Here is a 24,745-nt window from a genome sequence, read left to right on the forward strand (position 1 = left end):
GTGAACTTTTCAAAGGCAACGAGCAATCATTCAGTAGTACTGCCTAAAGGTGGGATGATCGTTTTTGGTGGTGCTAAGGGGGATGTATTAAAAATTAATTTGCAGAATAAATAAACTTGTAGCACATAAAGCTTATTCCATATTAGCGATGAGGCCTCTCACAACGTTTTGAAGAGGGGTAAGAATCTTATCGCGTTTACACTGGTATAGACACAGTGTGGTTGCAAAATCAGAACAGCCCGGTCACCAAATGATCGGGCTGTTCTGATATAGATAAATGTGTTTTCCTGTTCTTGAGATACGATGGTCTCCAGCACCTTTGCCCTTGTCACCAACTTGTTCAAGTCTAACTTCCTGTATTAAGGCGTATTACCTCCTGTAACATATTCATTTTGGATGCCGATATTACCGATCAGTACCGTGCCCTTTTTCGTTTTATCAAATACAAAACCGATTTTGCTCAATTGCTCAGGTTGGAAATTCGGGTTGGCCCTTTTTAAATCGGCAAGGTGGAACGCAAAGTTTTGGAACACCGGCTCCTTCGTCGGTTGCAAAGTCGTGAAAGGCCATTTTATGATGTTGCCTTCGAACATCGGTAGTAAATAAGCTTCGCTGCTAAGAGGGAGGGACGCCACGTTGCCTTCTTTGTCCTCCACATTAATGGTCAAATCTACGAGGACATCCTTGTCACGATTTGCTTTCTCGTCATTCCAGTCAGCCATCGAAAAAACGATGGAGCTCGTTTCTCGTATATCGAGACTGTCATTTGGCAAAACAACCGTGTAAGAGGGAACGCCAGGTGTCGCAGTACTGTCCCACCCCAGACGCACTGCACTGTACAAGTCGGGGGCAAATTTCATCTCCACTTTTTCCTCTTTCCACTGCTTCAGATGCTCCCCGTTCAGCCTTCCTCCAGCCAATGTCGACGTACTCAGATCGATGTCTTCGTCAAAGCTACTAATGAGCTTTGTATTCGAGTCCATATAGTTGCTGATATACATGGTGTCCGGCAGCCACTCTCGGGCATAACCAATATCCTGGAACATGGACCGATATTCTCCTTTCCCTTTCAATGTCGTATCTAGGAAGGACGATATGAGCACCTTAGCTGCTTGTAGCTGCTCCTCCTGCGGTATCAGTTGAGCGGTGTTGAACAGTTTATTGCCAAGCCCTACATTGTCGTTTCTTCCCCAGACGGTGTTGAATTGGCCGTGATTCGCACCATAAATGTATACCGATGCTTTAAAATAATCACTACCGTTTGAAAAGCCGATCCGACTGTATTGGCTCGCGCCGGAATATGTGCTGACGTCCATGTCGTGTGCGCCTTGCAAAGTCAAATAGTTCAAATCCTTTAACGGAGTCAGGTGTCCCGCAGGCTTGTATTGCCCGTCAGTACCCGCAATCGAAATGATGGAACGGATACCAAAGTTGTAGTCGAATTTGATGTTGCCGTTTTCCGGGGAGGCCGGCAGTTTGTTATATGCCGCTGCGACCGTTACCGCCTCACCGCCGCGAGAGTGGCCGATCAGAGCGATCTGGCTCATGTCCGCTTTACCGAAAAACGGATTATCCTTCGTCTTATTCCACTCGTTCCACACTTTCACATGCTCCAACATCAACCATCCCCGGGCTGGGTTTTCTTTCTCCAACAGGTTGAGTGTAAACAAATCATCGTAAAGGGATGTATTGAGAAAATTTTCGTCTATGGATACAAAAATATACCCGCGACTCGCCAACAGCTTACCCAAATATTCATATCCCGGGTCCGAATAATCGGTTGAGTTGGCGTTGCCATGAACGGTGACGATTAACGGAAACGGTCCTTCGCCATCAGGATACCAGACCAATCCATTCAGCGGCATTTGATCCGGTCCGAAACCAAACGTATTTGTACGATTAGATGACCACTTTTCCACAAAAGCCGATCCGTTCACCTGTTTTGTCACGAGCGACCCATTCTGGTTAAATTCCTTCCGATAACTGTTTGCGCTACCGTAAGTTAACGTTTTGACCTTATACGGTCCTTGTTCAGCTGGATTCGCCGCCGCCGTTGGGTAGCGGTCCGCAGTTTTCATCGCTGTTAAGCGGTACGGCTTCGCCAAATCCGCATTGCCGTTGTTCAGCAGCCAATACCCGCCAATGCCAATGGATCCTAGCGTAACTGCCGCCAAAACCCCAGCAGTTACTTTCGAAATAAGCTTTGCCTCTCGGTATCTACCGGTTATCAATCGGGATAAGAGGGCTCCTAGTATAGAAAATACGACAATTATCAACAATGGGACGATAAACATCAACTGTATCGGCCCGATGAAGCTAATGAACAGCAAAAAAAACGAAGCGAGAGCAATCCAAACATAACGCGAAGGCATTCGCTTGGCAACATGAAGCACTCCTGCAATTGCGCCGGTTACGAGCACAATCACAAGCAAGATCACTAACGTTCCGATCAGATATTCGCCCAAACTGCGCGTTCCCAAAACGAAATATCCTTGGATGAAATACAAGCATAATGCGATGATGAGCAATACGATGGAGGCCCCTTTCCATCTTGGGGCAAGTGGACTAATTTTTTTCCATTTGTTCATTAACCGTGGGGTTCGCCCCGTCGGCTTCAATTCTATTCTTGACATGTAACGACCTCTTTCCCATAGAGCTTGTTCAAAATGTACCGCATAAGGTATAGAAAAATAAGCTAGTTTCAAGATGCAACCGTTCATGATGGACCATTCATATATTCGAGGTAGATACTAGAAACCCTCTTCTTTTACATAGTTTTACAATTTCAAACAGATCCATGTTTAAGCTGAATTAAGATTGTTCTTATTACAAGTAGGGTTGCGTGGTAACATTAGGAAATAAAATATTGGGAGGAAGAGCAATGATAAAACCCAAAAGACTTAAGTCTGGTTCGAAAATAGCGATAATTTCACTTTCTAATGGTCTACCTTATCTGTTCCCAGATATCTACGAGCTTGGTATAAAAAATCTTTAAGACAACTTGGGATTAGAAGTTATTGAGATGCCAACCGCAAGAATGTCTCCAGATGATTTATACAAAAATCCACAAATTCGTGCAGATGATATAAATAAATGTTTCGAGTATGAGAGTATAGATGACATCATCACTTCAATTGGTGGGTATGAATCGGTTAGAATACTACCGTTTTTGGATACAAAGACAATCCAAAAAAAAACCGAATTTATCATGGGTTTTTCAGACGCGACTACTTTTATAACTTACTTAAACCAATGGGTATGGTAACTTTTTACGGACCTTCTGTTATGGCAGGTTTAGCCCAAATAAAAAGCCTTCCAACCGAATATACTGAACATTTAGAAGCGATTTTATTTCAAGGTCGTTTCCCTTATACATATTCTCCATTTGAGAAATGGACCAATGGATATAAAGATTGGGGCAAATTAGATACGCTAGGTGAGTGTCAACAGTTTTATAATAATGAGACTGGATGGACGTTTTTACCACCGAGCTAGGATATTTGTGGGGTGGATGTATCGAAGTATTAGAATTTATGAAATCAACTATCTATTGGGCTTTACACTGCCCGTTAGCTCAACGAGGCTGCCGTTTCTTACCGGCAGCCTCGTTCTGGTGATTGTTCAACTATAGTGTCCCGTTAGCGTAACGTCATTTCTCCATCTACAACGGATTTTCACAACTCCACTCGCATACCAGTCTTCCGAAATTATCCAGATACTTAGCCAGATATTTTTCAAGATTTTTGATTCCTATAATATTAATTTCATGAATCGATTCGACAAGTTCGTCGTCTGTAACATCCCATTCATTTTCTAGATACGTTGTGGGTACCTCATATTTCCCTAAGTAAAACCTAGCCGATTCAGGTTCTAACTTATTTAAGTATTTCTGTTCATTAATAACCTGTACTTTTACGAAAGCTCGATTCATTTCAGTGTTAGCTTCAAGTTCACAAGCAAGGCCAACCCCAGTCATTAAATTGTTAATTTGACGTGTATCGAAGACCTGCACCTTTCACTTCCTCCTTTTCCTAATTAACTCTTCAACGTGTGTCATGGGATATAATCCCAACTAATTTTAGATCATATTGGTAGTATTCTATCCGTTAACATAACAAGAAGCAGCTGGTCCTCAAGGCAGTCTACTTCTGCCTGTATTGAGCTATCGTTCTCAGTTAGATTAACTGCACCTACCGTAGCCGTCTCCATTCTTTAGGAACATTTAGCCATATGGCGGGTACAAAACATGGGCTAATCCGCTCATCTTCCTTAAACTGATTAGTGTAGACTAGAATAGATTCATTTATTGAGGTTATTTCAGTAGGTGATATATTGCCCTGTTCTAATTTTTCGTATATACCATCAGGTAAATCAGAACTTTCATAATCTACACCCATTTCACTAAACCAGCCCTCGAAATGAATGCTTTGGGGACCTCCCATTCCATGAGGACATCCATAAAGACTCCTATTCTCATCTGTACAATGGCACCACCATGTTACACCATTAATTGCTATCCCGACTTGTGTGAGTTCAAATACTAAATTTCGAATATATCTAGAGTCAGTTATTATGTCGATATAACCATGTCCGACAGATTGTGCTTTATTTCTTTCAAGTATATCTTCAACTTGTTTCTGTTTGCCTTCTTGATTTAACCTTAAAGACCCCAGATAATTCATGTTTAGCACTTCCTGACTTATAGATTTTTATTTGTATTTATTCGATTACTCATTCAACTATCCTGCCCGTTAGCGTAATGATGATCTGTCATCTATGGTACGGTTCTACTTAATGGCGCGGCGAATTAATTTCATAAAGCACCCTCAATGCTTATAATATTCTAGCACGTAATCTTGCTTATGCAGAGTGTTAATGCCCACGGATGTCAAGATCACTTAATGGATAGTTACTACTGCCCCAAGTATAAACAATATAATAGTTAATTAGTTTTTCATCTGCTTTCAATGCTTTGAATTTCAAGTTACCATTAAGAAAATCAATGTTATTACTCACTTGCTTTTCAACGATGTAACTCCACTCATTCTCGCGATACTTTGAATAAAAATGATTTAATTCTTCTAAAGTTAGTTCCGATTTGATTAAAATAGCGGCAAAAAATTGCATTCCATTTCCATTCCCAATTAATTTTCCAGCTGATGATAAATCATCTATCAATTCAGTTTTGTCTGGCAAAGATACTTTTACTAGATCTTTTTTTATGGAATATGCAATATAATTGTTAATAAATGGAGTGGATACGACTAGTAAAACAAGAGCAACTACTGCAATTATTAAAATGATTATGAATGTTTTCTTCAAGTTAACACCTCTCTCAAAAAATATAAATATCCTACCGAACCACGCAGGTTCAATACACTTAGAAACCCCTTTTTATTACGCTATGACAGTATAGACGTTAGATATTTTTTAAATTTCAATTTAATGGTATATAATCCAATATCAACATTTCTGTTACTCAGCTAACCTGCCCGTTAGTTGAACAAATTAAAAACGGCTGCCGAAGCAACCGCTATTCCACTAACGTGTCCCGCTAGGTTAAATCAAGACCCTTTTAAAGCCAATAAATCTTTTGTGTTAATATGTTTAATATCAGAAATTTGCCCACTTGTAAGCATCTCATAAAGACCGTCAGGAACAAGTTTATACTGAAGGTTTTCTTCAAAATCATCTAAGTTCTTCCAAACAGCTATAAACTTTTTGTCCCCCTCATTCCCTTCAAATTCATTCTTGTTATAGTTATCCATTCGACTAAAGCTCGCTTCATAAATAAAATCATATTCATGTCCAATTTCTCCATACCAAGGGAAGATGTGCTCGATAATCCCTATCAATTTTGGTTCAATAATATCAATATTAATTTCCTCTTTTACTTCTCGTATTACAGCTGATTTGCTATCTTCCCCATACTCAATCGTGCCACCAACTGGGCGAAATGTAATGATACCATCTTCTTCCGGGAATTGTTCAAGTAATATTGATTCTCTTCTTTTAATAATGCAAAGTGAACAAGCTCTATATCGCAAATTTTTCACTCCTCATAGTATTTTATTTTTCAAATATATTCCATATAAGCATTGCGTTATCCTGCCCGTTAGTTGAGAAACAGCAGCCAATCAACTTGGCTGACGTTTATTCATGTTATTGCTCTTTTAAGTTATAAAATTTAAAATATCATCGGGTTCAATCAGTGAAATATTGTTTTCCATATTATATCGGGCACGCTTCAAAAACTCCCTAGACCAACCATCGAGTGCTTCAATATTTCCGTTTCGATAGAGAGCTGAATAAAGAATAGCTTGTCTATTTGTAAATAACTCCCATTTAACCTACCGTTAGTTGAATGATGAATTATTAATATTCAATGAGTATCTTGTCGATTTCTGCAATTTCGCTGATCTTTGATATACCATCGCCGTTTCCTTCAAACAACTTGAGGAAGCGCTCACGCTGACTTTTAATGCTCGCGAGTTCTTTATCAACGGCAGACTCGATGGAGCAGGCCGACAATCTGCGCTGTCAGGCATTGATTTTTTTTCCAAAATAGGTTATTTTATAGAAAGCTTAGCGATAAGCAAGTTCCTGACACGAAGGGAGATGTGTTTTAATGGCAACTACTTATATGGTGGTTTGGTCTTAAAACTGAATAGTAGGCATACGCGAAAAAAGCGGGGAAACGCCCCAATTATTTGGTATGCCATCCGAAGTAACCTTTCGTGAATATTGCTGTTTGCAGGATACGATGAAGGTCGTGTCTTTTTTGCGTCCTGATGCCGCGTGACAGCAGCTTCTTTAGAGGCTGCTTGTCCGTGGCATTTTTGCGTCCAAAAACAACATTAAAGGAGCTAACAAAAAAACTATGATAAATCTGAAAACCTATGGCTATACAGAAATAGAAGCAATTCCCGACGGATTATTGCCCGGCAGGGTGACAGAGCTTCGGCGCGAGCGCTTCACGGTCATGACCGAGCGCGGCGAAGCAACGGCGGTGCTCAAAGGAGCATTCTATCACAGCGTGGAAACACGCGTAGATTTTCCATGCGTCGGAGATTTCGTCTTGCTGCAATACAACGAGAGCGGAGATTCGCTCATCGTTACGGTACTGCCCCGCCGTTCCAAGTTCTCACGCGCAGATTACTCAGGGCATGCCGTAGGCTACGCCAAAACCGTGCGGGAACAGGTCGTTGCAACCAACTTTGACTATGTGTTTATTCTTTCTTCTTTGAATTGGGATTTCAACGTTACCCGCCTCATGCGGTACCTGACACAAGTCAGACAGAGCGGAAGTCAGCCAGTCGTCATTCTGACCAAGGCTGATCTCGTTGAAGATTATAGTCTCCCGCTCGCAGAAGTTACACAAAGCATCCCTGATGTGCCAGTTCATGTGGTCTGCAGTCATACTGGCCTGGGGCTGAACGAACTCGCCCCCTACTTGATGCCTGGTAAAACAGTCGTCTTTCTCGGCATGTCCGGCGTCGGTAAATCATCTCTGCTCAATGCATTGATAGAACAGGACGTAATGAGGGTTCAGGCGATCCGAGAGGTTGATAGCCGGGGGCGGCATACGACAACGCACCGTCAGCTGTTCATGCTCCCCTCCGGTACGATGGTCATCGATACGCCGGGAATGCGTGAGCTTGGGCTTTTTGATGCCGGCGAAGGCATACGTGCAAGCTTTACCGATGTGGAGGAATGGTTCCCGCAATGCCGGTTTGCAGATTGCCGCCATCAGGGCGAGCCGGGCTGTGCCGTTCTCGCCGCGCTTGCCGACGGTTCGTTGCCGCGTGAACGGTGGGAGTATTATGTTGCCCAGCAGCATGAGCACAAGTATGTCCAGGATAAAACAAGCTACCTCATCGACAAGAGGGCTCGAAATAAAACGATAGCTATGTCAAGCAAGCAAACGAAGAAAAACGGAGGATGGAAGAAATGAATATTAAATTTGAAACGCTGATCTATGCCTTAAGCCGACAGTTCAAGAAGGATATTATCTCGGCTGACTACCAAACCATGCCGTTACAGGGCGGAACTGTGGGAAATGTGCACCTGGTAAACGGGATCGCCGAAACCGCGGATGGTGAAAAAATGCCGTACCATATCGTGCTGAAAATTCAAAAGAAATGGGAACGTTACAACGATCCGGATTCCTGGCGCCGTGAATATGATCTCTATATGTCTGACTTGGGAATGACGTTCTCGGATACCTTCCGCTGGCCAACATGTTACCATGCGGAGATGAATACCGAAGAAAATGAATTCCAGCTGTGGCTGGAATATATCGATGGCGTAACCGGTTTAGACTTAACCGGTGACATGTATGAACAGGCGGCGCTGGAGTTAGGACGCTATCAAGGCAAGCTGTATGCGGAAAAGCCCGCTGTGCTGCAGAGCCTGACAAACCTGAGTCATGCGGATCTCATGAACAATACGTATCTGCATTACCGGTCGTGGCCAGTCGTCTACGATTATATACGCTCGGAGGACTGTGAATTCCCGCAGCACATGCGGCAAATGCTCATCGACATCGATGAGCACGCAGATGAGATACTCGCCCGCATCGAGCAATTGCCCCTAGTGCTATGCCACCGGGACTTCTGGGTGACCAATCTGATCTATGCCGACGGGAAAATCGCGCTCATCGACTGGGATACATGCGGATGGGGCTACATGGGTGAGGATCTCGCAAGCTTGATTGCGGATGAAGCGGATATCGATCACATGGTCGAATACTACCAACGATGTGTCCCTGCGTATTACAACGGTTTTTCGGAGTATGCAGATGCATCCCCTATCGCCGATAATTGCGTCTTCGAATTGATCCTTCTCATATTCGGGTACAGGCTTGTAGAGTGGTATCTCCACACAGAGGGCGATGACGAGAAAACAAAGTGTCTTCATACGCTCCAAAAAATCCATGAAATGAAAACCAGCCCTGTGCAGGGTTAACTCTAAAAAAAGAACTCCGAAACCCCTTGAATATAGGTGGGTTTTCGGAGTTTCTTTCATTACTCTCATTCGGTGAATCGACAATTGAAATAAAGTCCTAGACTGTCACTACTCCACTTAACTAACGTGTTCTGTTAGCGAAAAAGTTATTATTAACAGTCTTTTTTATAGGACAAAAAAGATTCTAGTTTAATGAATTGTTGTTTCGAGAACTCTGTCCAGATCATGTGATGCTTCAATAATGGCTGGCTCCAAATTGCTCAACCATTCGGAATACTCTAAACGTGTTACCATGGATGGATCCTTCCTTAGCTCCTTGCATCTCTTCAAATTATCTTTCCATCCGCTACTTAGATGTAAATGCCCCCAATCTGCTGCTTGGCTTTTAGACAAGATGACACCTTCCTGCCACCAAGCTATAAATTTAGAAGCTAATAGGAGCCAGTCGACGGAATGTAGACTATTTCCCTTGCCAAACTTCCGCATACACTTGGCATATTCCTTAAAAAAACTAATGAACTCTTCCTTCGAATACGATGGAATATTGTCTAGGTGGGACTCACCATACAACAAGATACTCTGCTCCTTGATCGTGTGCATGGTGAACAGATCTAATTGATTTTCTGTCCAGTCGGATTCGCGCTTTGTTCCCCACCATAAGCCACTGCCCTTTTCCCCACTCAGCATATTAATCGTAAGAAAGGCACCCTCAAGCATATCGATATAGAGGTTGGGGATTTGTCTATCAACGGATCTTCTAAGAAGGGATGATCTATAATTGGATCTTTGTTTATTTAGAAATTCGATTTCATTTTGGCTTAGGTCCTCTCCAATTACGACGAGAAAATCCAAATCCCCGTATCCCGGGGATAAATCATTGTGTATGGCCGAACCGTAAAGGTAAATGCTTCGCAACTTTCTATAAAGTATGGCTCTCATATCTTTCACAAATATGGACAAAGATTGCTCAAGTATTTCGTCTTCAAAGGATTGGATAAACAATTCAATCGCTCCATTTTGAATTTCTATTTTTAGTAGCGTTCCCGTAGTTATGTATCTGCGATCACTCACAATAACCCAGTAATGCTTATGGGTTGGTATCCGCTAAATTCTCGCTTTCTTTAGATTGTAATAGCATGACATGAGCCTCTGCTACGGCATTACGAAACAACTTGTCTATCAATTCGATGCGATCTACTATATCTTCTACGGTTCTTACACCATATAGCTTTTCCAAGATTAGTACCACTTCGACAGGAAAATCCCGAGATGCATGAACCAAGAAGCTGTCAGCTTGGAATGGTGTATAGATTATCCGAAGTACATCTACAAGTGGATTCACAACATACTTATGATAGTAAATCAACGACTCTAAAAAAAGCCCACGTTTTGTATATTTGACAGCTCGGTTCCTTTGACTGTAAATACCCTGAGCACGTATCAATTGTGATTGAAGTTGTGAATGGTGAGTCGTGTGATCAACGTTTTGATACTTCACGATACCAGTCTTATCTATCAATATAACGGGTACGACAGTTTTGTCTTCGTTAATGAATAAAACAGGGACACTCTCACTTTGGATCGTCACGTCAACTAAGAGACTATCTGATGACTCCTGTAGGTGGTAAACCTTGTAGCGGTTATTTGTGGGTCGACCAGTTTCTTCATAGGCAATATCTACTTTTCCTAATCGACGCATACAGGCATCCAACCGGGTAATTGCAGAATCTATGCAGCCTTCTTTTGTATAGCACACCAAATCGATATCAGAATACTCGTCCAAAGTTTTAGTACCATCTGAACCCTCTAGCCAGATAACTAAAATATAATTTTCAATTCCAAGGTCTGATACAATTGCGTTTAGAATGGTCTCACGGTTAATCGTCATAGCTAAACCTCCCATGTATTTTCATATAATAATAGTTTTATCACCGGTTTACTCCTGTCATTTTGGAAAGTTTTCGTTTTAAACTCTCTTTTTTAATAATTGAATCTTTTCAAATAATCACTAATTATACTCTGATCCTGATGCCACCATAACATTGGAAAATCATACTTTTTTGCAAACCCTAACTTTTTCGCTAGCTGTATTGATCGTTCATTGCCAGCGTCACAATTATAATTCGGCACTAGATTATGGTTTAGACAATGTTCGATAAATGCTACACCCGTGAGTGTTGCTAGCCCTTTATTCTGGTATTCATCCACGGTTACGATATCAATAGCTGCATACCCTCCACCCACAAAATAAGAATTGCAAACACTTGCAAAATCATCATCCATCACAAGACAGTAACCAAACCCTCGATCCGAAAAGTGTTGTGCCGAACTCCATAACGAATCATAAGAAGCGTCCATTTCATTCTTGTATTTATCGAATAGCGCTTTATCCATCCGTTTCATAACAAATTGTTCTGGCAATGCGTTAGGTTTTTTTAGATGTTGGAATTTGGATAGATCGAATGTAAAAGAAGAACGGTGCAATAATACGGTCTTTCCCGCTAAACTTTCGCTAATTTGAAACAGTAGTTCGGGTGTTGAAGCATAAAGATCGTAATATTTTGAATGATTTTGATCATTTCGCAAAAATTCAACTACATCGCTCATGAAGCACTCATTGTCGCCCCTCTTAACCAAAAAATACTGTCCATATGAATTGATAATAAGACTGCAGGTAGGATTTTCGTTGTGATCAACGAACACTTTTCCAGATTGATTTCGCTCAATTACGGAATATGCAAACACAGGTTCATATGCTAGATTTTTCAACAGTGGCAGAACGTGAGCGTAGTTTTCTTTAGATAATTCTATCATTTCATCTCTCCCTTCAAATTTCATCTTTAAATAAGTTCCTTGTTAAATTAACCTGGACGACAGTTGAACAAATAAAAACGGCTGCCGAAGCAACCGCTATTACACTAACCTTCCCCGTTACCGGAATGTATCATCTCGAGCATAGTAATTCATACTTCATCTTCAAATATACTTTTTAAAATCAAATCTGCGCATTCTTCGGAAGTGTTTAAATGTGTATTGACAGTACAATTATACTGGATATCTTTTGCCATTATTTTGTGTTGCCAATCAGATTGGTCTTCGGTTCTATTTTCTCGTGCAATATTTCTCTGACGGCAAATGTCTAAAGGGCAAAACACTTCAACAATGTATAATGGGTAACCAGAAAATATATTGTTCACTTTTTCATAATGCGGTTTCAACTCTGGCCTTTCTACCATAATGCCATCAATAAGTACATTTTTACCATGGTCAGAAAATAATTTGGCTGTATGATACATCATGATAATTGCTTCACTTAAATACTTCCAATAATCTTCACGAAGATAACGTTCACCTATCATTTCTTCAAAAAGGTCATTGGCAACAACATAAAAAAATTCATGCGATTTTAACTGTAAAGCATCTACTATTGATGTTTTTCCAGAGCTCGTAACACCGTTCAAAAATACGATTCTACCCTTGTTCATCCTGATAATGCCCCTTATTAATTCAATTAATCTCATTTTAATATTTAAACTGTAAGTCTGGAAATAAAAAACAACTATAATTGAACTATACTACCGTTAGTGAACAAATAAAAAACGGCTGCCGAAGCAACCGCTATTCCTCTATCGAGTCCCGTTAGCACAGCGAAGTGTTGTTACTGCACTAAACTGAACAATTATTAATCATTGCGAAAAAATACTAAGCACCAAATTGTCTTAAATGATGGTCTAGATGTTTATAAATCCCTTTACCCCATTGCTCAGGAGTAAACTTGCCAAAAAAAGGATGCGGATGGGATGAACATTTCTCCGGACCGTTTCTTTGGAAGGTTAAAATCTTTTGTTTCAGTTTTTCTTTTTCTGTCATAAAGTCTCTTTCATCTACAATAAGTATGGTCGGAATTGTTGACATATTGTGTGGTACCGGCTTGTCATTATAGAAAATAGAATTCACAAACCTTCCTATTAACCTTCCTAGCCAATATCTAGGGGGAAAGGAATTTCCCAATGCGATATCTTGAAATGCTGAGCAGTGAGCCAACATTTGAGCAACATTCATTGTTCCCCATTGTGGTTTTGAATTTGGACTTAAATTCTCGATACGGTTCAGTATTTCCGCTGTATGCAATTCATTATATATATTTTCCATTGGCACGCTCCATTAAATTTATCTAAGGAAGTTCATATATGGTGTAGACCGATGCGATTTCCTGCATAATCTAGAATCTTCTGGTTTGTCTATTATATTCATAATTGCATCGTTTCAATTCGACAGTATGCTGTCAATCTAATATTTACCATTTTCCATCAATCTATCCTTGGCTCACTAACCTGCCCATTAGTTGAACAAATAATAAACAGCTGCCTAAGCAACCGCTATTCTGCTAACGTTTACCTATGTCGTCCCTCATCAACCCTATTCTTCGCCAGTACTCTTATATCTTCGTCATCATCGTTCAATAAAATAGTTAAAACTCGAAATGTCGCTTTTTTGTTATAGACAATTCGTTTTCTAATTGAGCTATCTATATCTTTTGCCAGTTTCATTTGTAAACTTTCTGGTAGTCGATTTTTTGTAGCAACATTAAATCTAACCCTTTCATCTGCATCGTCAGCTAGAATTTCCATAATCTCAATAGGAATTGATTTATTATGTGCTACCCATTCACGCATTTCAAGGTACGTTTCAATTACTTGTAACCAAACCTCAAAAGGTGCTTCATCCCATGCAGCCTTCAGATATTCCTCCATGTTATCACTAAGCCTTAACCTTACAAATTCTTCAGCAGAATTAATCATCATTCAACCCCGATAAACAGATTTATTCACATTTTCACATAAAAATTTAGTTCAACTAACCTGCCGTTAGTTGAACAAATAAAGAACGGCTGCCGAAGCAACCGCTATCGGTTAACTTTCATCTTTGAAATGAAAATGTTCATGATGGATCGTATCCATTCCAACCAACTTACTACTCTTTCTATGGTAATATGCGAAGTTATTATTTCGGAAAATCAGTTGAAGCATCAGCAACGAAAATCCCCCAAACATAATCATTTGGCATATAATTCACCCGTCTCCTTTATCGCTCAATAAGACAAAGAGCAGCTGCCGCGGCGATCTGCTCCTTGTTTTAAGTAACTATAGTTCCCCGTTAGTTGAAGAGACTCGAACGGCTACTACCAGACACTGTTAAAGAATTAAAAGGTCATGATTTTCCGCTTTCGCTTTTCTTATTTGTCTTCTTTTGGCATTGGCAATGGTACTTTCCAATCCAGGTCATAGCTCTTTTTTGCCAATTCTGAAGTAAGACTTAGCTTTTGAGGGAGTTCTTTCATTTCATCACTTTGCAATTTTATTCGGATATGGTTTCTGCCTTGTTCATCCTTTCCTATCATTTTAAAATTTCCACCTGTTACATTGTATATTTTGCCCTTTTCATCCTTTATAGTCCAACCAAAACGATTAATAATTTTATCTGTGTCATCATCCATTAAAATCGTATCTGCTACATTAATATATGATATATCCTTTAAATAAGCCTCTAGCAAAATAGTAGCGTGCTTCTCATTCTTTGGAGATGCTTCATTTAATGGTTCGTCAAAGGTTACGGACATGATCTCAATCGTTTTGCCATCCTCATCTACTCTTACAGGTTTTTCAGCAAGCTGTTTTGGCTCAAATGATACACCTAGCTCATACGGTTCTGTTTTTTCTAAAGAATCCAATACTAGTGTATATTGATGATCAGGAGACAGGGGAGCAAATCCATACTTCCGATTAGAATGACCGTATTCTCCCACGGCTTTGCGTGAAATATCAAGCGCCCTAGTTAAATCTTTTACTTTCTCTCCTTTTTCATTTTCAACATGAAAATTCAGTTTATAATCATCATAGCGAACATAAGGATCAACTGAATCTAGTTTTCCTTTCACTTGTTTACTTTCCTCTACTAATCTTTTCTTTGCCTCTTCCGTCCATTTCGTTTCATAATCCACACGGGCAGCAGTCGGTGAATGCATAATGCTATTTAGATTGATTTGCAGTCCCTGTGGTGTGGTATACGTCTTATCGATTGGTAGCACCTTGGATGCCTTAATTGCTTTTTCTAAATCAATAGGAATCTTTAAGGCCCAATTTCCTTTAACAGAGTCGATCTGATTCCCCTCGAACTGTAATAAAAGGTTTTGTTCTTCTGTTTCCCCCGGTTTTTTTAGAGTGAGATATCCGTAATTTTCTTGGATTTCTACCATATAAGTTTTAGTTTCTTTAATTACATTCCCTTTCAAATCTGTTACCTCTACGTTACTTATGTGAAGCTTATCCGGATGAATAAAGTTCTTTTGCTGATCCTTGATCGAATAAACAGCCACAATTCTCATCGGATCAGCCAATATCTCCTCTATTTCAAGAGTATAGCCCCGATCAGTAACAGAGGCATTTACCTTCTGTGAAAAACCTTCCTGTGCTGCATATTGCAGTTCTTTATCAGAACCATTAAATAGCGATTTAACATAGGCCGCAAAGGTAGGACTCACCGATATCGTTAAAAGCAAAGCGCAGCTGATTAAGACAGGAAGTACCAAAGTGCCTAGTAAACGCGACCTTTTTCTTTTATAGGCTACCACTTGGTCAGGAATCACAAAACTAGGCTGATCCAATTCTCCAGCAACATTTTTTAGAGTTTGTGCAATTTGTTTGTCAAGATTAGTCATGCATGTTCACTCCCATCTCGGTAAATACCTGTGTTTCTTTGTTAACTTGTATTTTTTCAGCAATTAAGTTTCTGGCCTTATGTAGCCTTGATTTTACCGTTCCCTCAAATACACCAAGGATTTTTGCAATTTCAGCTATACTAAACTCCTCATAATAGTAAAGGATAACTACTGAGCGATGTTTTGGCGTCATCATCTGAATCGCTCGCCAAATCTGTTGCTCTTTCTCCTTTTGAAGAATACTCTCCAATGGGTTTTGCCCAGGGTCAATAGAGTCCAAATATTCTTCCGTATTTTTCTTTCTACGCACCATATTAAGTGCACGATGTGTCACAATTTTTATAAACCAAGCTCGAAACGATGTTCCTTTTCGTTTATCATATCGATAAAGTGATTTATACGCTTCCCATAGTGCTTCTTGAACGGCATCCTGAGCTAGATGATAATCATGGACGATCAAAAAAGCGACTCGAAATGAACTAGTTAAGTGAGGTTGAACAAGTGCTTCAAAATCAACTGGACCTCCTTCCTTCGGTATTGGAAAATGATGATTTTCTTTCACTTAAAAGACCTCCTCGTTTTTCCTTTCACTTCTTATTCACCAGTTCTCGTATTTTGGTTCATAAAAAGAGGAAAAAACTTTTCCCTCACTTGGGTGAACTGCTACTTGCGAGGTTATCAATAAATTTTCTGGTTTGAATTTCTTATCAGACTTTTTTGATGTTAATTCATTACGACAGCTATTAGAGAAATCACCCATCTTTTCATAATAACCGTTCAGCTGAAGAAGTTTTCAGCCTACATTATCCAGATTTATACTTAAATTATCCTGCCCTTTAGTTGAACAAAGGGCTACCTCTCGGCAGCCCTCTCATTATTGAACTATAGTTCTCAGTTAGTTGAGCAACTTGTAACTGCAATCATCTTAATCGCCTTTTATTAAATCGTTCTTAGCTAAATCGAAGGCTACTGCGAGATATCTTCACATTGCTGCATTAAAGAATATTCCATTTTCTTTGATTAATTTGAAGCTAGCGTTGATTCATGAACATGATTGTAGAAATGCCTTTTTTACGATGCGGATCAGGTACTTTTAACATACCGATATCAACTAAATGTTTGAGTACGAAGGCGAGTATGGTTCCCGACGCCATGCAGTTCTGTGACCAGTAACGCACATATTTATGTGCATGATCTGGTTGTCCTTCGAGGTTCACTTGATAAACAGCTTGATCCAATTTCGTGGCGGCTTCTTTGATTCGTTCGGACGGTTGCGGAATCGCCGCATGCAGACGTTCTCCTGTTTGCTTATCCTTGCAATAAACAATGTTAACTTCAAGGTCAGATTCCGTTCTCAGCAAATATTGTTTATCGAAAAGACGGCAATAGGCATCAATGTTTACATCGTTTTGCGGTAAATCTCCATTGATCACATGCATCAGACTAATGAAATCCGAACTCAGATTGTCTCGCCAACTGTCCTTCCTGCCACACCACCACGTATCGACCTGCCATGCCTTTATTGCAAACTCATCGGAATCCCGATTCATATTTCCACTATAATAATATTGTTTAGGATCAAAACTGACGTCAAACTCTCTGTGAATCGTTGCATGAGCGGCGTAATGCCCGCCATCTTTGCGGCTGACGGAAACCTCTTCATGGCTAACCCTATTGAGTTCTTTGAAGCTCAATTGATTACCAGCATACGGAATGAGGCTCCACAACAGTAGATTGACATCGCCGTCAGGAATGTAGATACCCGTCTCTTGGAACACTTCACCCATCGAGAAAAATGTCTTGAAATAATGCTCGACTGCAATCTCCGCATATTCTTTGAACAATGGGTACAGCACCTCGCTTTTCATTGGGGACGGATCTTCTATGTACATATTGGTACGATACTTTCTACCCGGTAGTTTATCCATGAATCCGTATTCTTCCAGTAGTTCGATTTCATCCTCTATAAATACTGGTGAAATGCCCAGCTCTTCAGCAATTTCATTAATCGTGAGTGGCTTGTGATACGTTGAGAAAGCGATGTTTTGTCTAATCGCCGTCGCTAAAAAGTCAGAGGTGTCGCCTTTCTTTCCTGGGAATCCATTATGCCCTAAACCTGTCATGCGAATCGGGTTGATGCCGAGATTACCCATTGATCGAATGGTGTTCATTTTGTGTTTCAGCTCCTTTTTCGCTTCGAATAAATGCCATTTGATTGTGCCGCTAGAAAGACCCAGCTCAGCCGCGATTCCACTAATTTTCATTCCACCATAATAGTACTTGATAACAATTGCCCGTTGCTGGTGAGATAAAAAAGCTATTTCCCGCCGCAAAGCGCCAGCCGTTTCTTGACGAATGATCTCGTCGAAGCCCTCGTCTCTGGACATCACCTCTTGGTCATCAATCCGCATTTGGTTGGAAGCTTTCACTTTTTCGCCTACGAATTTCGCCCATACATAATGCGCAATCTTAAAGACGTAACTGTTCAGATCCAAGAACTCTGACTTTTTGAGAAGCGCTTGGTATACTTCCAGCGTAATTCTTCCCGCCAGCTCCTCGGCTTCGGCGATCGTTCCCGTTTTGTTCAAAGCAAAACCATATAGCGGCTTGATGTAATCCTTGATGATTCGGTCAGCTTGTTGTTTTTCCATGTTCTAAAAGCTCCTTCTATCGGGTGGCACTCAAATATATACTGCAGCGAAAACGAAAAAGGTTGGGGAGTATAGGATAATTTATTCAACCATACTCCCCTTAACTTAATGCCGTTCCCAATCTAGTTCTAGATTATGCTTCTCATCAAATAAAAAAAGACCCACCGGTCTTTAATATAACTTCGAACACCCCAACTCATGTTACAATACAACCTGAACTCATACTTTACGAAGGCGGTTGATACTGTTGATTTACATCATCAAATTTGTATACAGCTTTGTGCTTCCTCCAGGACTTTTCATCCTACTTCTGCTCGGTCTTGTCATTTGGTTATGGAAAAAGAACCGTCGTCCTGCACTTGTTCTGCTTGGTATTACACTGCTTATGTACTTCTCCATGACTCCCTTAGTCAGCGATGCGTTAATCGGAGGTTTAGAACGAAAATATCCTCAACCGGATACATTGCAAGGAGATGTCATCGTTGTGCTTGGTGGAGGTGCAAGCTCTGGGACACCGGATATTGATGGCGAGGGCAACTTATATGGATCAGCAGCGAATCGGCTAATTACAGCTGTACGACTACATAATGCAAGTGGTTTACCCATCCTATTCTCTGGTGGACAAGTCTTCTCCGACAGCGGCAATGAAGCGGATATCGCCAAAAGACAACTCCTTGGACTCGGTGTCCCCGAAGAGGATATCCTGACCGACAATCAATCTCTTAACACGGAGCAGAATGCTGTAAATACCGCCGCAATCCTACAAGAGATGGGACTTAAGCGTCCTGTACTAGTCACATCAGGGTTTCATATGCCCCGCTCGATGCAGCACTTCAAGAATGCAGGGCTAACAGCGCAAGCTTTTCCTACAGATTATATCGCCAGCGCTGAATTTTCGTTGCAACCCTCAAAGTTCACTCCTTCGCCAGGAGCCATCTCCACTACAGGCACAGCCTTGAAGGAGTATTTAGGTCTTCTTGTTGCTCATCTATTTAATTAGATCTGTGAATTTCGCATTTGTTACCCCTGCAAGAAGCTGCGGTGATACATCCATTTGTTGACCAATTTTTCCGGCGCTAACGGCTATCGTTTCCTGACTTTCTGCGCTGCTATCAATGAACGTTGGATATAGCTTTTTCATACCGACTGGTGAACATCCACCACGGATATAACCCGTCCACTTCTGCAAGTCCTTCACTGGCAGCATCTCAATCTTTTTCTCTCCGGCGGCCTTGGCCGCCTTTTTGAGATCCAGCTCCTCAGCAACCGGTATAACAAATACATAAAGATTTGCTCCGCTATGAGCGACCAAAGTTTTAAAAACCGTCTCTGCCGCCTTTCCAATCTTCTCCGCAACTGCCGTACCATGGATTAGTCCATCCTCGTTGTCATAAACAAACACTTCATATCCAATTTTCTTCGCATCTAGCATTCGCATCGCGTTGGTTTTGGTTACTGCCATATCTGATCTACCTCTCTTTAATCTATTCGATACTATATGGTCAAAGAGGCCCCAAAGCCAACATGGCTCACAGGACCTCTTATTGCTGCGTTCCCATTAATCTCTGGGATAATTAACTTGCATAATATCCATAAACGGAACTTTTTCGATACCTTCGTTTTTACTGATGTGTACTTTTCCTGTCCGCGAGTCCATTTCTACAATCGTTCCGCGCACCTGATCTTCTTTTCCCCATACGGTCAATAAAATCTCAGAACCTTCTTGCTTCGCTTCAACTAGCTGATTGCCTAGCTCCTCAAGTACAAATTCATCTCTTGTGGGCCGCTTGGCCACTTTTGCTTTTGCCACTCTACTCCTCCAATAAGCGATTACAGGTATTAAGTATTTTAAAATACTAAGTATGAATGCTCTCGTTTATTATATCATGTTTCAGTTTAAGGCTCGAACCCCTTCTGGCTCAAGAAAAGCTCATCTTCATTAAAAACACTCCGGAGTCCATCGTACACCCTGCGATAAGCCGCCGGATCGTACCATTCTTCCAATTGCAGCTCTTCATAAAGGGAATAAATACCTAATCTCCGTGTCCGTTTGCCCCCACTGCCATCTCCCATAAAATAATCGTCGATACAGACCCTATCCACCAAACCCCTTAGGATCTCTGGAAAAGAAGTGCTGCTTGGCAATACCGGAGCGATGGTTGCTTGAACAGGAATGCCCGCTTCACGCAGTAATTTCAGTGTCTTTAATCTTGCAGAAATGGGCGGAGCACTTGGTGTGAATTTTTTGCGAATATCTTCACGATCCGTCTCTACAGTCATACTCACGCGAACCTTGTCTTCTAAGCGTAATAATAAATCTATATCTCTGCGTACGAGCGGACTGCGCGTCTGCACGAACAGAAAATCGGGCGGGGTTTCCACCATAACCTCCAGCAAAGCCCTGGTTACCTGCTCCTTGTGCTCTATCGGTTGGTATGGATCTGTACTAGAGGACATAAAGATGGAGACCGGTCCTTTGGACTTTGCTTTCAGGAGTTCTTTGCGTAAGATAGCTGCAGCTTCTTGTTTGACATCTACCCACGTACCCCATTCCTCCTGGCGAAACAGTGAAACAGGCATTTGACGCACATAACAATAAGAACAGCCATAAGTACAGCCGGTATATGGGTTTAAAGAATGACTATATCCGTTCAGATAACCCGTCCCTTTATTTAGTAAGGTCTTTGGGGTTTTGTACTGGATCTCAATATTCATAATTCTAGAGCACTATTTCCACTTTCCAAATTAAGCAGCCTAGTCTTCATCTCTAATCCCCCGCGGTAGCCAGTTAATGTTCCATTCTTGCCAATGACTCGGTGGCAGGGCACCGTAATTAGTATCGGATTTGCACCTATGGCCGTCCCTACCGCGCGTACTGCAGCAGGCTTTTGAATATGTGTGGCGATGTCCGAATAAGACCACGTTTGTCCATATGGGATTTCACATAACGCTTTCCACACCGCGAGTTGAAATGGAGTCCCACGATAGTCAAAAGGAATGCTGAATGCTTGCCGTACCCCTTGCAAATATTCGATCAGTTCCTGTACAAATGGAACCATTTTCTCATCGTCCTGCACCAGTTTACTTTCAGGAAATCTACGGCTGATCCAGTCACTCATTTCTTCGAATGGCTTCTGCTGCGACCCCACATAACTTAATCCTTTCTCCGACGCTGCGATATAGAAACTCCATTCCTTATAAGCTAGCAATGTCCAGTATATGATTGCATTTTGTCTACTCTCCATTTTTCTGTACCTCCAAGAATAATTCAGAATGATTCGTTAATTCTAATTTGTTAAGCTGTCGATACTTCGTTGGGGTAACCCCCGTCTTTTTCTTAAATAAGGTAATAAAATACGACGTATTTGGCAGACCCACATGTAATCCAATATCAGCTACATCCCGATCCGTGGTAACCAAATATTCAGATGCCTGATCGATTCTCTTTTGCTGTATATAATCCACTGGAGTGATTCCCGTTACTTTCTTGAAGGTTCGATGGAGATGATAAGGGCTTCCATGACAGACTTCTGCCAGCGTTTCAAGAGTAAGAGGTTCATGATAATGTTTGTCGATATATTCAGTCATTACAGCCACCCATTCCTTATCCGGCAGCCGCTCACCCGTCGGTTTGCATCTTTTACAGGGACGAAATCCAGATTCTAATGCTTGTTCTGCATTTTGAAAGATAAGTGCATTCTCACGATTAGGTGCTTTGGACTTGCAGGAAGGTCGGCAAAAGATTCCCGTAGTCTTCACAGCATAAAAGAATTTTTCGTTATAAGCTGCATCATTTTGCAAAATAGCCTGCCATTGCTCCTCAGTCATCTTTTCCACTTCTCCACTCTTATCCATACGATTCACCTCTAAACCAAGTATACCCCGCTACTGGGTCATCTGTACTCATTCTAGAATGTAAAAGCAAGATAGTGAAATACAAGAATGGTGAGATTGCTCGTAATTACACTTTGTTTATCGAATCCGCACTTCCTTTGTCAACCTTGCAGGGAGCAGCAATTGAACAACGAATTACTCATAACATGACTACCTGAACTGGAGGAATCAAAATGGAAATTCTGAAAACAAAGGATGCCGCAGAGCTGCTGTCAGTAAGCCAAACTACGATCAAACGTTGGGCTGCTATGTTCCCTGATTTTTTTCCAAAAGACCGGTTTGGCCACTATACATTCTCAGAGCAGCAAATCAGCTTGCTTAGTCATATTAAAGACCGCATTAATCACGGAGAACCACTAGAGAGTATTCAATTAACTGACTCGAATGAAAAGCAGATGTCCACGTCACCGCAAGATCCACTTCATCCCACAGACGCTGAGCCTATGCAAGATATATTATCCCGGATTCATTATATTGAACGTACACTCGATCAAAAAGCCGACGAAGTAGTCATGATACAGTTGCTTCAGCAGCGTGAGGAGCTTGAGGATCTGCGGATAATGATCAAACAATTAGCGGCAACCCTAGAACCCATACAAGTTTCAAAAGGCAACGCCTTCACATCTAATGAAGCTTCCCATCCCGTTACTACTGCAAGGTTACCCTCTCCACCAAGAAAACGTGGTCTATTACGCTCATTCTTTTTCCTGTAAGCCTGAAACACAAAAAGAACCTACTTCTAACTAACGTTGAAGTAGGTTCTTTTTAAATATCGTAGGACATGGATGACAAAGTCAGCGATTAACGGTTAGGTGATCCCCTATTGCTTCTGCAATAAAGCTGAGCCTGCGATTCCTGGATGCGTCATTTCGTATGGGTCCAGAATCAGATTGAGCTCTTCCTCGGATAATACATTATACTTAAGGCACAATTCACGAACAGATTCTCCTGTCAAAATCGCCTCACGAGCAATACGAGAAACCACTTCGTAGCCCAAATGTGGGTTAACCGCAGTAATGATTCCGACACTCCGCTCCACATCCCGCTCTAGCTTCTCTTTATTGGCTTCAATACCAGCCAGACAGAAATCTGTGAAGACTTGGAAGGAGTTGTTCATGATGCTGATGGACTGAATGAGATTAAACACTAGAACTGGCTCCATAACATTTAGTTCCAGTTGACCCGCTTGGGAAGCCAGACAGATTGTATGGTCATTTCCTATCACTTGAAAAGCTACCTGATTGATGACCTCTGCCATAACCGGATTAACTTTACCTGGCATAATGGAGGAACCAGGCTGGCGAGCAGGTAGTGAAATTTCATTAAACCCTGTCCGCGGGCCGGAGGCCATGAGTCGAAGATCATTAGCAATCTTTGACATGTTCATCATGCAGACTTTTAAGGCAGCAGATACTTCTGTGTATGCATCTGTATTTTGCGTAGCATCCACAAGATGATCTGCAGTAACTAGCGGCAATCCACTTATTTCAGCCAAATGCTCTACAACCACTTCGATATATCGAGGGTCAGCATTTAATCCAGTTCCTACAGCCGTTGCCCCCATATTCACTTCATACAAATGATGACGTGTATGTTCAATACGTTTGATATCTCTCTCAAGTACTCTGCGATAAGCCTCGAACTCTTGGCCCAGACGAATCGGCACCGCATCTTGTAGATGCGTGCGTCCCATTTTTATAACCGGATCGAATTCCTTGGCTTTGTCTGCAAACACCTCATGCATTCTGCGCATTGTAACAAGCAGTTGTTCCAGAAGAGAAAGCGTCGCAATATGAATAGCCGTCGGGAATGCATCATTTGTAGACTGCGCCATATTCACATGAGAGTTGGGACTTAAATGACGATAGTCTCCTTTTTCATGACCAAGCAGCTCTAATGCTCGGTTAGCAATGACTTCATTGGCATTCATATTTAACGAGGTACCTGCACCACCCTGTATAGGGTCTACAATAAATTGTTCGTGCCATTGACCTTCGATGATCTCATCTGCTGCTTTCACAACAACTTCTCCAAGCCCACGATAGAGCCTGCCGATTTCCATATTTGCAAGCGCAGCGGCTTTCTTTACGATCCCCATCGCTTTGATTAATTCATTGTGCACTCTATAACCCGTAATTGGAAAATTCTCTACTGCGCGTAATGTCTGAATCCCATAGTATGCGTTCTTATCTACTTGTTTGCTGCCTAGAAAATCATTTTCTACACGAAATTCAGTTCCTGTCACAGTAAATCCCTCGCATTCTTTGAGTTAGGTTTGAACGGATTTAAGAAAGCGCATTCATTTATATGTCTCACTTAGATATTAACCTTTATTGTGATAAATGTCTCTCATAAAATTAGAGATTAATGTAATTAATTTCAAATAAGATTACGAAAGCCTTGCCCTTAAAGGAAAGCTGGTTTTTATTAGGAGTAAATTTCCAATTGAAGCTATAGCATAGTATGCGCATTTATAATATAAAAAAGCCGACCTTTAGGTCGACTCCATCCAAAC

26 protein-coding genes are annotated in these 24,745 nt (G+C 41.2%); 6 read left to right on the forward strand and 20 right to left on the reverse strand.

Annotation, left to right across the window (positions count from 1 at the left end; genetic code table 11):
- Positions 1-359 precede the first annotated feature (359 nt).
- Positions 360-2,633 (reverse strand): alpha/beta hydrolase, encoded by a 2,274-nt coding sequence (locus tag MHI27_RS18220; protein ID WP_076300636.1) that lies wholly within the window; start codon positions 2,631-2,633, stop codon positions 360-362.
- A gap of 389 nt (positions 2,634-3,022) precedes the next feature.
- Between MHI27_RS18220 and MHI27_RS18225 the strand changes: the two genes are divergently transcribed.
- Both MHI27_RS18225 and MHI27_RS18230 read left to right on the forward strand, forming a co-directional pair.
- The gene (locus MHI27_RS18225) at positions 3,023-3,265 is read left to right on the forward strand and encodes an LD-carboxypeptidase (protein WP_076300635.1); all 243 of its coding nucleotides are present in this window, start codon (positions 3,023-3,025) and stop codon (positions 3,263-3,265) included.
- Positions 3,266-3,285: 20 nt separating this feature from the next.
- Positions 3,286-3,495: a hypothetical protein gene (locus MHI27_RS18230; RefSeq protein WP_405174400.1), complete on the forward strand. Its 210-nt coding sequence runs from the start codon at positions 3,286-3,288 to the stop codon at positions 3,493-3,495.
- A gap of 166 nt (positions 3,496-3,661) precedes the next feature.
- On the opposite strand, the gene MHI27_RS18235 is transcribed toward MHI27_RS18230, so the two are convergent.
- The 4 genes from MHI27_RS18235 to MHI27_RS18250 form a co-directional block, all read right to left on the reverse strand.
- Positions 3,662-4,012 (reverse strand): hypothetical protein, encoded by a 351-nt coding sequence (locus MHI27_RS18235; protein ID WP_405174401.1) that lies wholly within the window; start codon positions 4,010-4,012, stop codon positions 3,662-3,664.
- A 178-nt stretch (positions 4,013-4,190) separates the two neighbouring features.
- Positions 4,191-4,682: a hypothetical protein gene (locus MHI27_RS18240; protein ID WP_339796518.1), complete on the reverse strand. Its 492-nt coding sequence runs from the start codon at positions 4,680-4,682 to the stop codon at positions 4,191-4,193.
- Positions 4,683-4,872: 190 nt separating this feature from the next.
- The gene (locus MHI27_RS18245; RefSeq protein ID WP_405174402.1) at positions 4,873-5,322 is read right to left on the reverse strand and encodes a hypothetical protein; all 450 of its coding nucleotides are present in this window, start codon (positions 5,320-5,322) and stop codon (positions 4,873-4,875) included.
- Between the two features lie 242 nt (positions 5,323-5,564).
- Complete coding sequence (locus tag MHI27_RS18250; protein ID WP_405174403.1) at positions 5,565-6,047, reverse strand: NUDIX hydrolase; 483 nt, start codon at positions 6,045-6,047, stop codon at positions 5,565-5,567.
- A gap of 833 nt (positions 6,048-6,880) precedes the next feature.
- On the opposite strand from MHI27_RS18250, the gene rsgA reads away from it, so the two are divergent.
- Together rsgA and MHI27_RS18260 are read left to right on the forward strand one after the other, a co-directional pair.
- On the forward strand, positions 6,881-7,954 hold the full coding sequence (rsgA, locus tag MHI27_RS18255; protein WP_339796543.1) for a ribosome small subunit-dependent GTPase A: 1,074 nt from the start codon (positions 6,881-6,883) through the stop codon (positions 7,952-7,954).
- A complete protein-coding gene (locus MHI27_RS18260; RefSeq protein ID WP_405174404.1) occupies positions 7,951-8,967 on the forward strand; it encodes an aminoglycoside phosphotransferase family protein in 1,017 nt (338 codons plus the stop codon). The genes rsgA and MHI27_RS18260 overlap by 4 nt, the downstream gene beginning before the upstream one ends.
- A 189-nt stretch (positions 8,968-9,156) precedes the next feature.
- Here MHI27_RS18260 and MHI27_RS18265 read toward each other — a convergent pair whose 3' ends face one another.
- From MHI27_RS18265 to MHI27_RS18305, 9 genes are all read right to left on the reverse strand, one after another.
- Positions 9,157-10,038, reverse strand: a complete 882-nt coding sequence (locus tag MHI27_RS18265; protein ID WP_339796545.1) for a hypothetical protein — start codon at positions 10,036-10,038, stop codon at positions 9,157-9,159.
- A gap of 16 nt (positions 10,039-10,054) precedes the next feature.
- Entirely contained in the window at positions 10,055-10,855 is an 801-nt protein-coding gene (locus tag MHI27_RS18270; protein ID WP_405174405.1) for a hypothetical protein, read from the reverse strand.
- 92 nt (positions 10,856-10,947) lie between these two features.
- Positions 10,948-11,805: a GNAT family N-acetyltransferase gene (locus MHI27_RS18275; RefSeq protein ID WP_405174406.1), complete on the reverse strand. Its 858-nt coding sequence runs from the start codon at positions 11,803-11,805 to the stop codon at positions 10,948-10,950.
- Positions 11,806-11,930: 125 nt separating this feature from the next.
- On the reverse strand, positions 11,931-12,452 hold the full coding sequence (locus MHI27_RS18280; RefSeq protein WP_076300624.1) for a phosphotransferase-like protein: 522 nt from the start codon (positions 12,450-12,452) through the stop codon (positions 11,931-11,933).
- 217 nt (positions 12,453-12,669) lie between these two features.
- Entirely contained in the window at positions 12,670-13,119 is a 450-nt protein-coding gene (locus tag MHI27_RS18285; RefSeq protein WP_042189271.1) for a DUF1569 domain-containing protein, read from the reverse strand.
- A gap of 242 nt (positions 13,120-13,361) precedes the next feature.
- A complete protein-coding gene (locus MHI27_RS18290) occupies positions 13,362-13,772 on the reverse strand; it encodes a hypothetical protein (protein ID WP_405174407.1) in 411 nt (136 codons plus the stop codon).
- Positions 13,773-14,203: 431 nt separating this feature from the next.
- Complete coding sequence (locus tag MHI27_RS18295; RefSeq protein WP_405174408.1) at positions 14,204-15,685, reverse strand: DUF4179 domain-containing protein; 1,482 nt, start codon at positions 15,683-15,685, stop codon at positions 14,204-14,206.
- On the reverse strand, positions 15,678-16,247 hold the full coding sequence (locus MHI27_RS18300; protein ID WP_405174409.1) for an RNA polymerase sigma factor: 570 nt from the start codon (positions 16,245-16,247) through the stop codon (positions 15,678-15,680). The genes MHI27_RS18295 and MHI27_RS18300 overlap by 8 nt, the downstream gene beginning before the upstream one ends.
- Before the next feature lie 469 nt (positions 16,248-16,716).
- Positions 16,717-18,336, reverse strand: coding sequence for an RNA polymerase sigma factor (locus tag MHI27_RS18305; protein WP_405174410.1), 1,620 nt, complete (start codon positions 18,334-18,336; stop codon positions 16,717-16,719).
- A gap of 247 nt (positions 18,337-18,583) precedes the next feature.
- Here MHI27_RS18305 and MHI27_RS18310 point away from each other — a divergent pair, with 247 nt between their 5' ends.
- Positions 18,584-19,336, forward strand: coding sequence for a YdcF family protein (locus MHI27_RS18310; RefSeq protein ID WP_405174411.1), 753 nt, complete (start codon positions 18,584-18,586; stop codon positions 19,334-19,336).
- Here MHI27_RS18310 and ybaK read toward each other — a convergent pair.
- The 5 genes from ybaK to MHI27_RS18335 form a co-directional block, all read right to left on the reverse strand.
- Complete coding sequence (gene ybaK / locus MHI27_RS18315) at positions 19,325-19,798, reverse strand: Cys-tRNA(Pro) deacylase (protein ID WP_042189283.1); 474 nt, start codon at positions 19,796-19,798, stop codon at positions 19,325-19,327. The two genes, MHI27_RS18310 and ybaK, sit on opposite strands and share 12 nt — an antisense overlap.
- A 96-nt stretch (positions 19,799-19,894) precedes the next feature.
- Positions 19,895-20,146, reverse strand: a complete 252-nt coding sequence (locus tag MHI27_RS18320; RefSeq protein ID WP_094878439.1) for a YolD-like family protein — start codon at positions 20,144-20,146, stop codon at positions 19,895-19,897.
- An 86-nt stretch (positions 20,147-20,232) separates the two neighbouring features.
- Positions 20,233-21,051 carry a radical SAM protein gene (locus tag MHI27_RS18325; protein ID WP_405174412.1) on the reverse strand — a complete coding sequence of 273 codons (819 nt, stop codon included), beginning with the start codon at positions 21,049-21,051 and terminating at the stop codon, positions 20,233-20,235.
- Positions 21,048-21,581, reverse strand: a complete 534-nt coding sequence (locus tag MHI27_RS18330) for a methylated-DNA--[protein]-cysteine S-methyltransferase (RefSeq protein WP_405174413.1) — start codon at positions 21,579-21,581, stop codon at positions 21,048-21,050. The genes MHI27_RS18325 and MHI27_RS18330 overlap by 4 nt, the downstream gene beginning before the upstream one ends.
- The gene (locus MHI27_RS18335) at positions 21,571-22,191 is read right to left on the reverse strand and encodes a bifunctional transcriptional activator/DNA repair enzyme AdaA (RefSeq protein ID WP_405174414.1); all 621 of its coding nucleotides are present in this window, start codon (positions 22,189-22,191) and stop codon (positions 21,571-21,573) included. Before MHI27_RS18335 ends, MHI27_RS18330 begins: the two co-directional genes overlap by 11 nt.
- A 212-nt stretch (positions 22,192-22,403) precedes the next feature.
- Between MHI27_RS18335 and MHI27_RS18340 the strand changes: the two genes are divergently transcribed.
- Positions 22,404-22,943: a MerR family transcriptional regulator gene (locus MHI27_RS18340; RefSeq protein ID WP_405174415.1), complete on the forward strand. Its 540-nt coding sequence runs from the start codon at positions 22,404-22,406 to the stop codon at positions 22,941-22,943.
- Positions 22,944-23,050: 107 nt separating this feature from the next.
- On the opposite strand, the gene aspA is transcribed toward MHI27_RS18340, so the two are convergent.
- Positions 23,051-24,475: an aspartate ammonia-lyase gene (aspA, locus tag MHI27_RS18345; RefSeq protein WP_042128747.1), complete on the reverse strand. Its 1,425-nt coding sequence runs from the start codon at positions 24,473-24,475 to the stop codon at positions 23,051-23,053.
- Positions 24,476-24,745: the final 270 nt, after the last annotated feature.

The organism is Paenibacillus sp. FSL H8-0261, from assembly GCF_045040645.1.
GTDB lineage: Bacteria > Bacillota > Bacilli > Paenibacillales > Paenibacillaceae > Paenibacillus_AQ.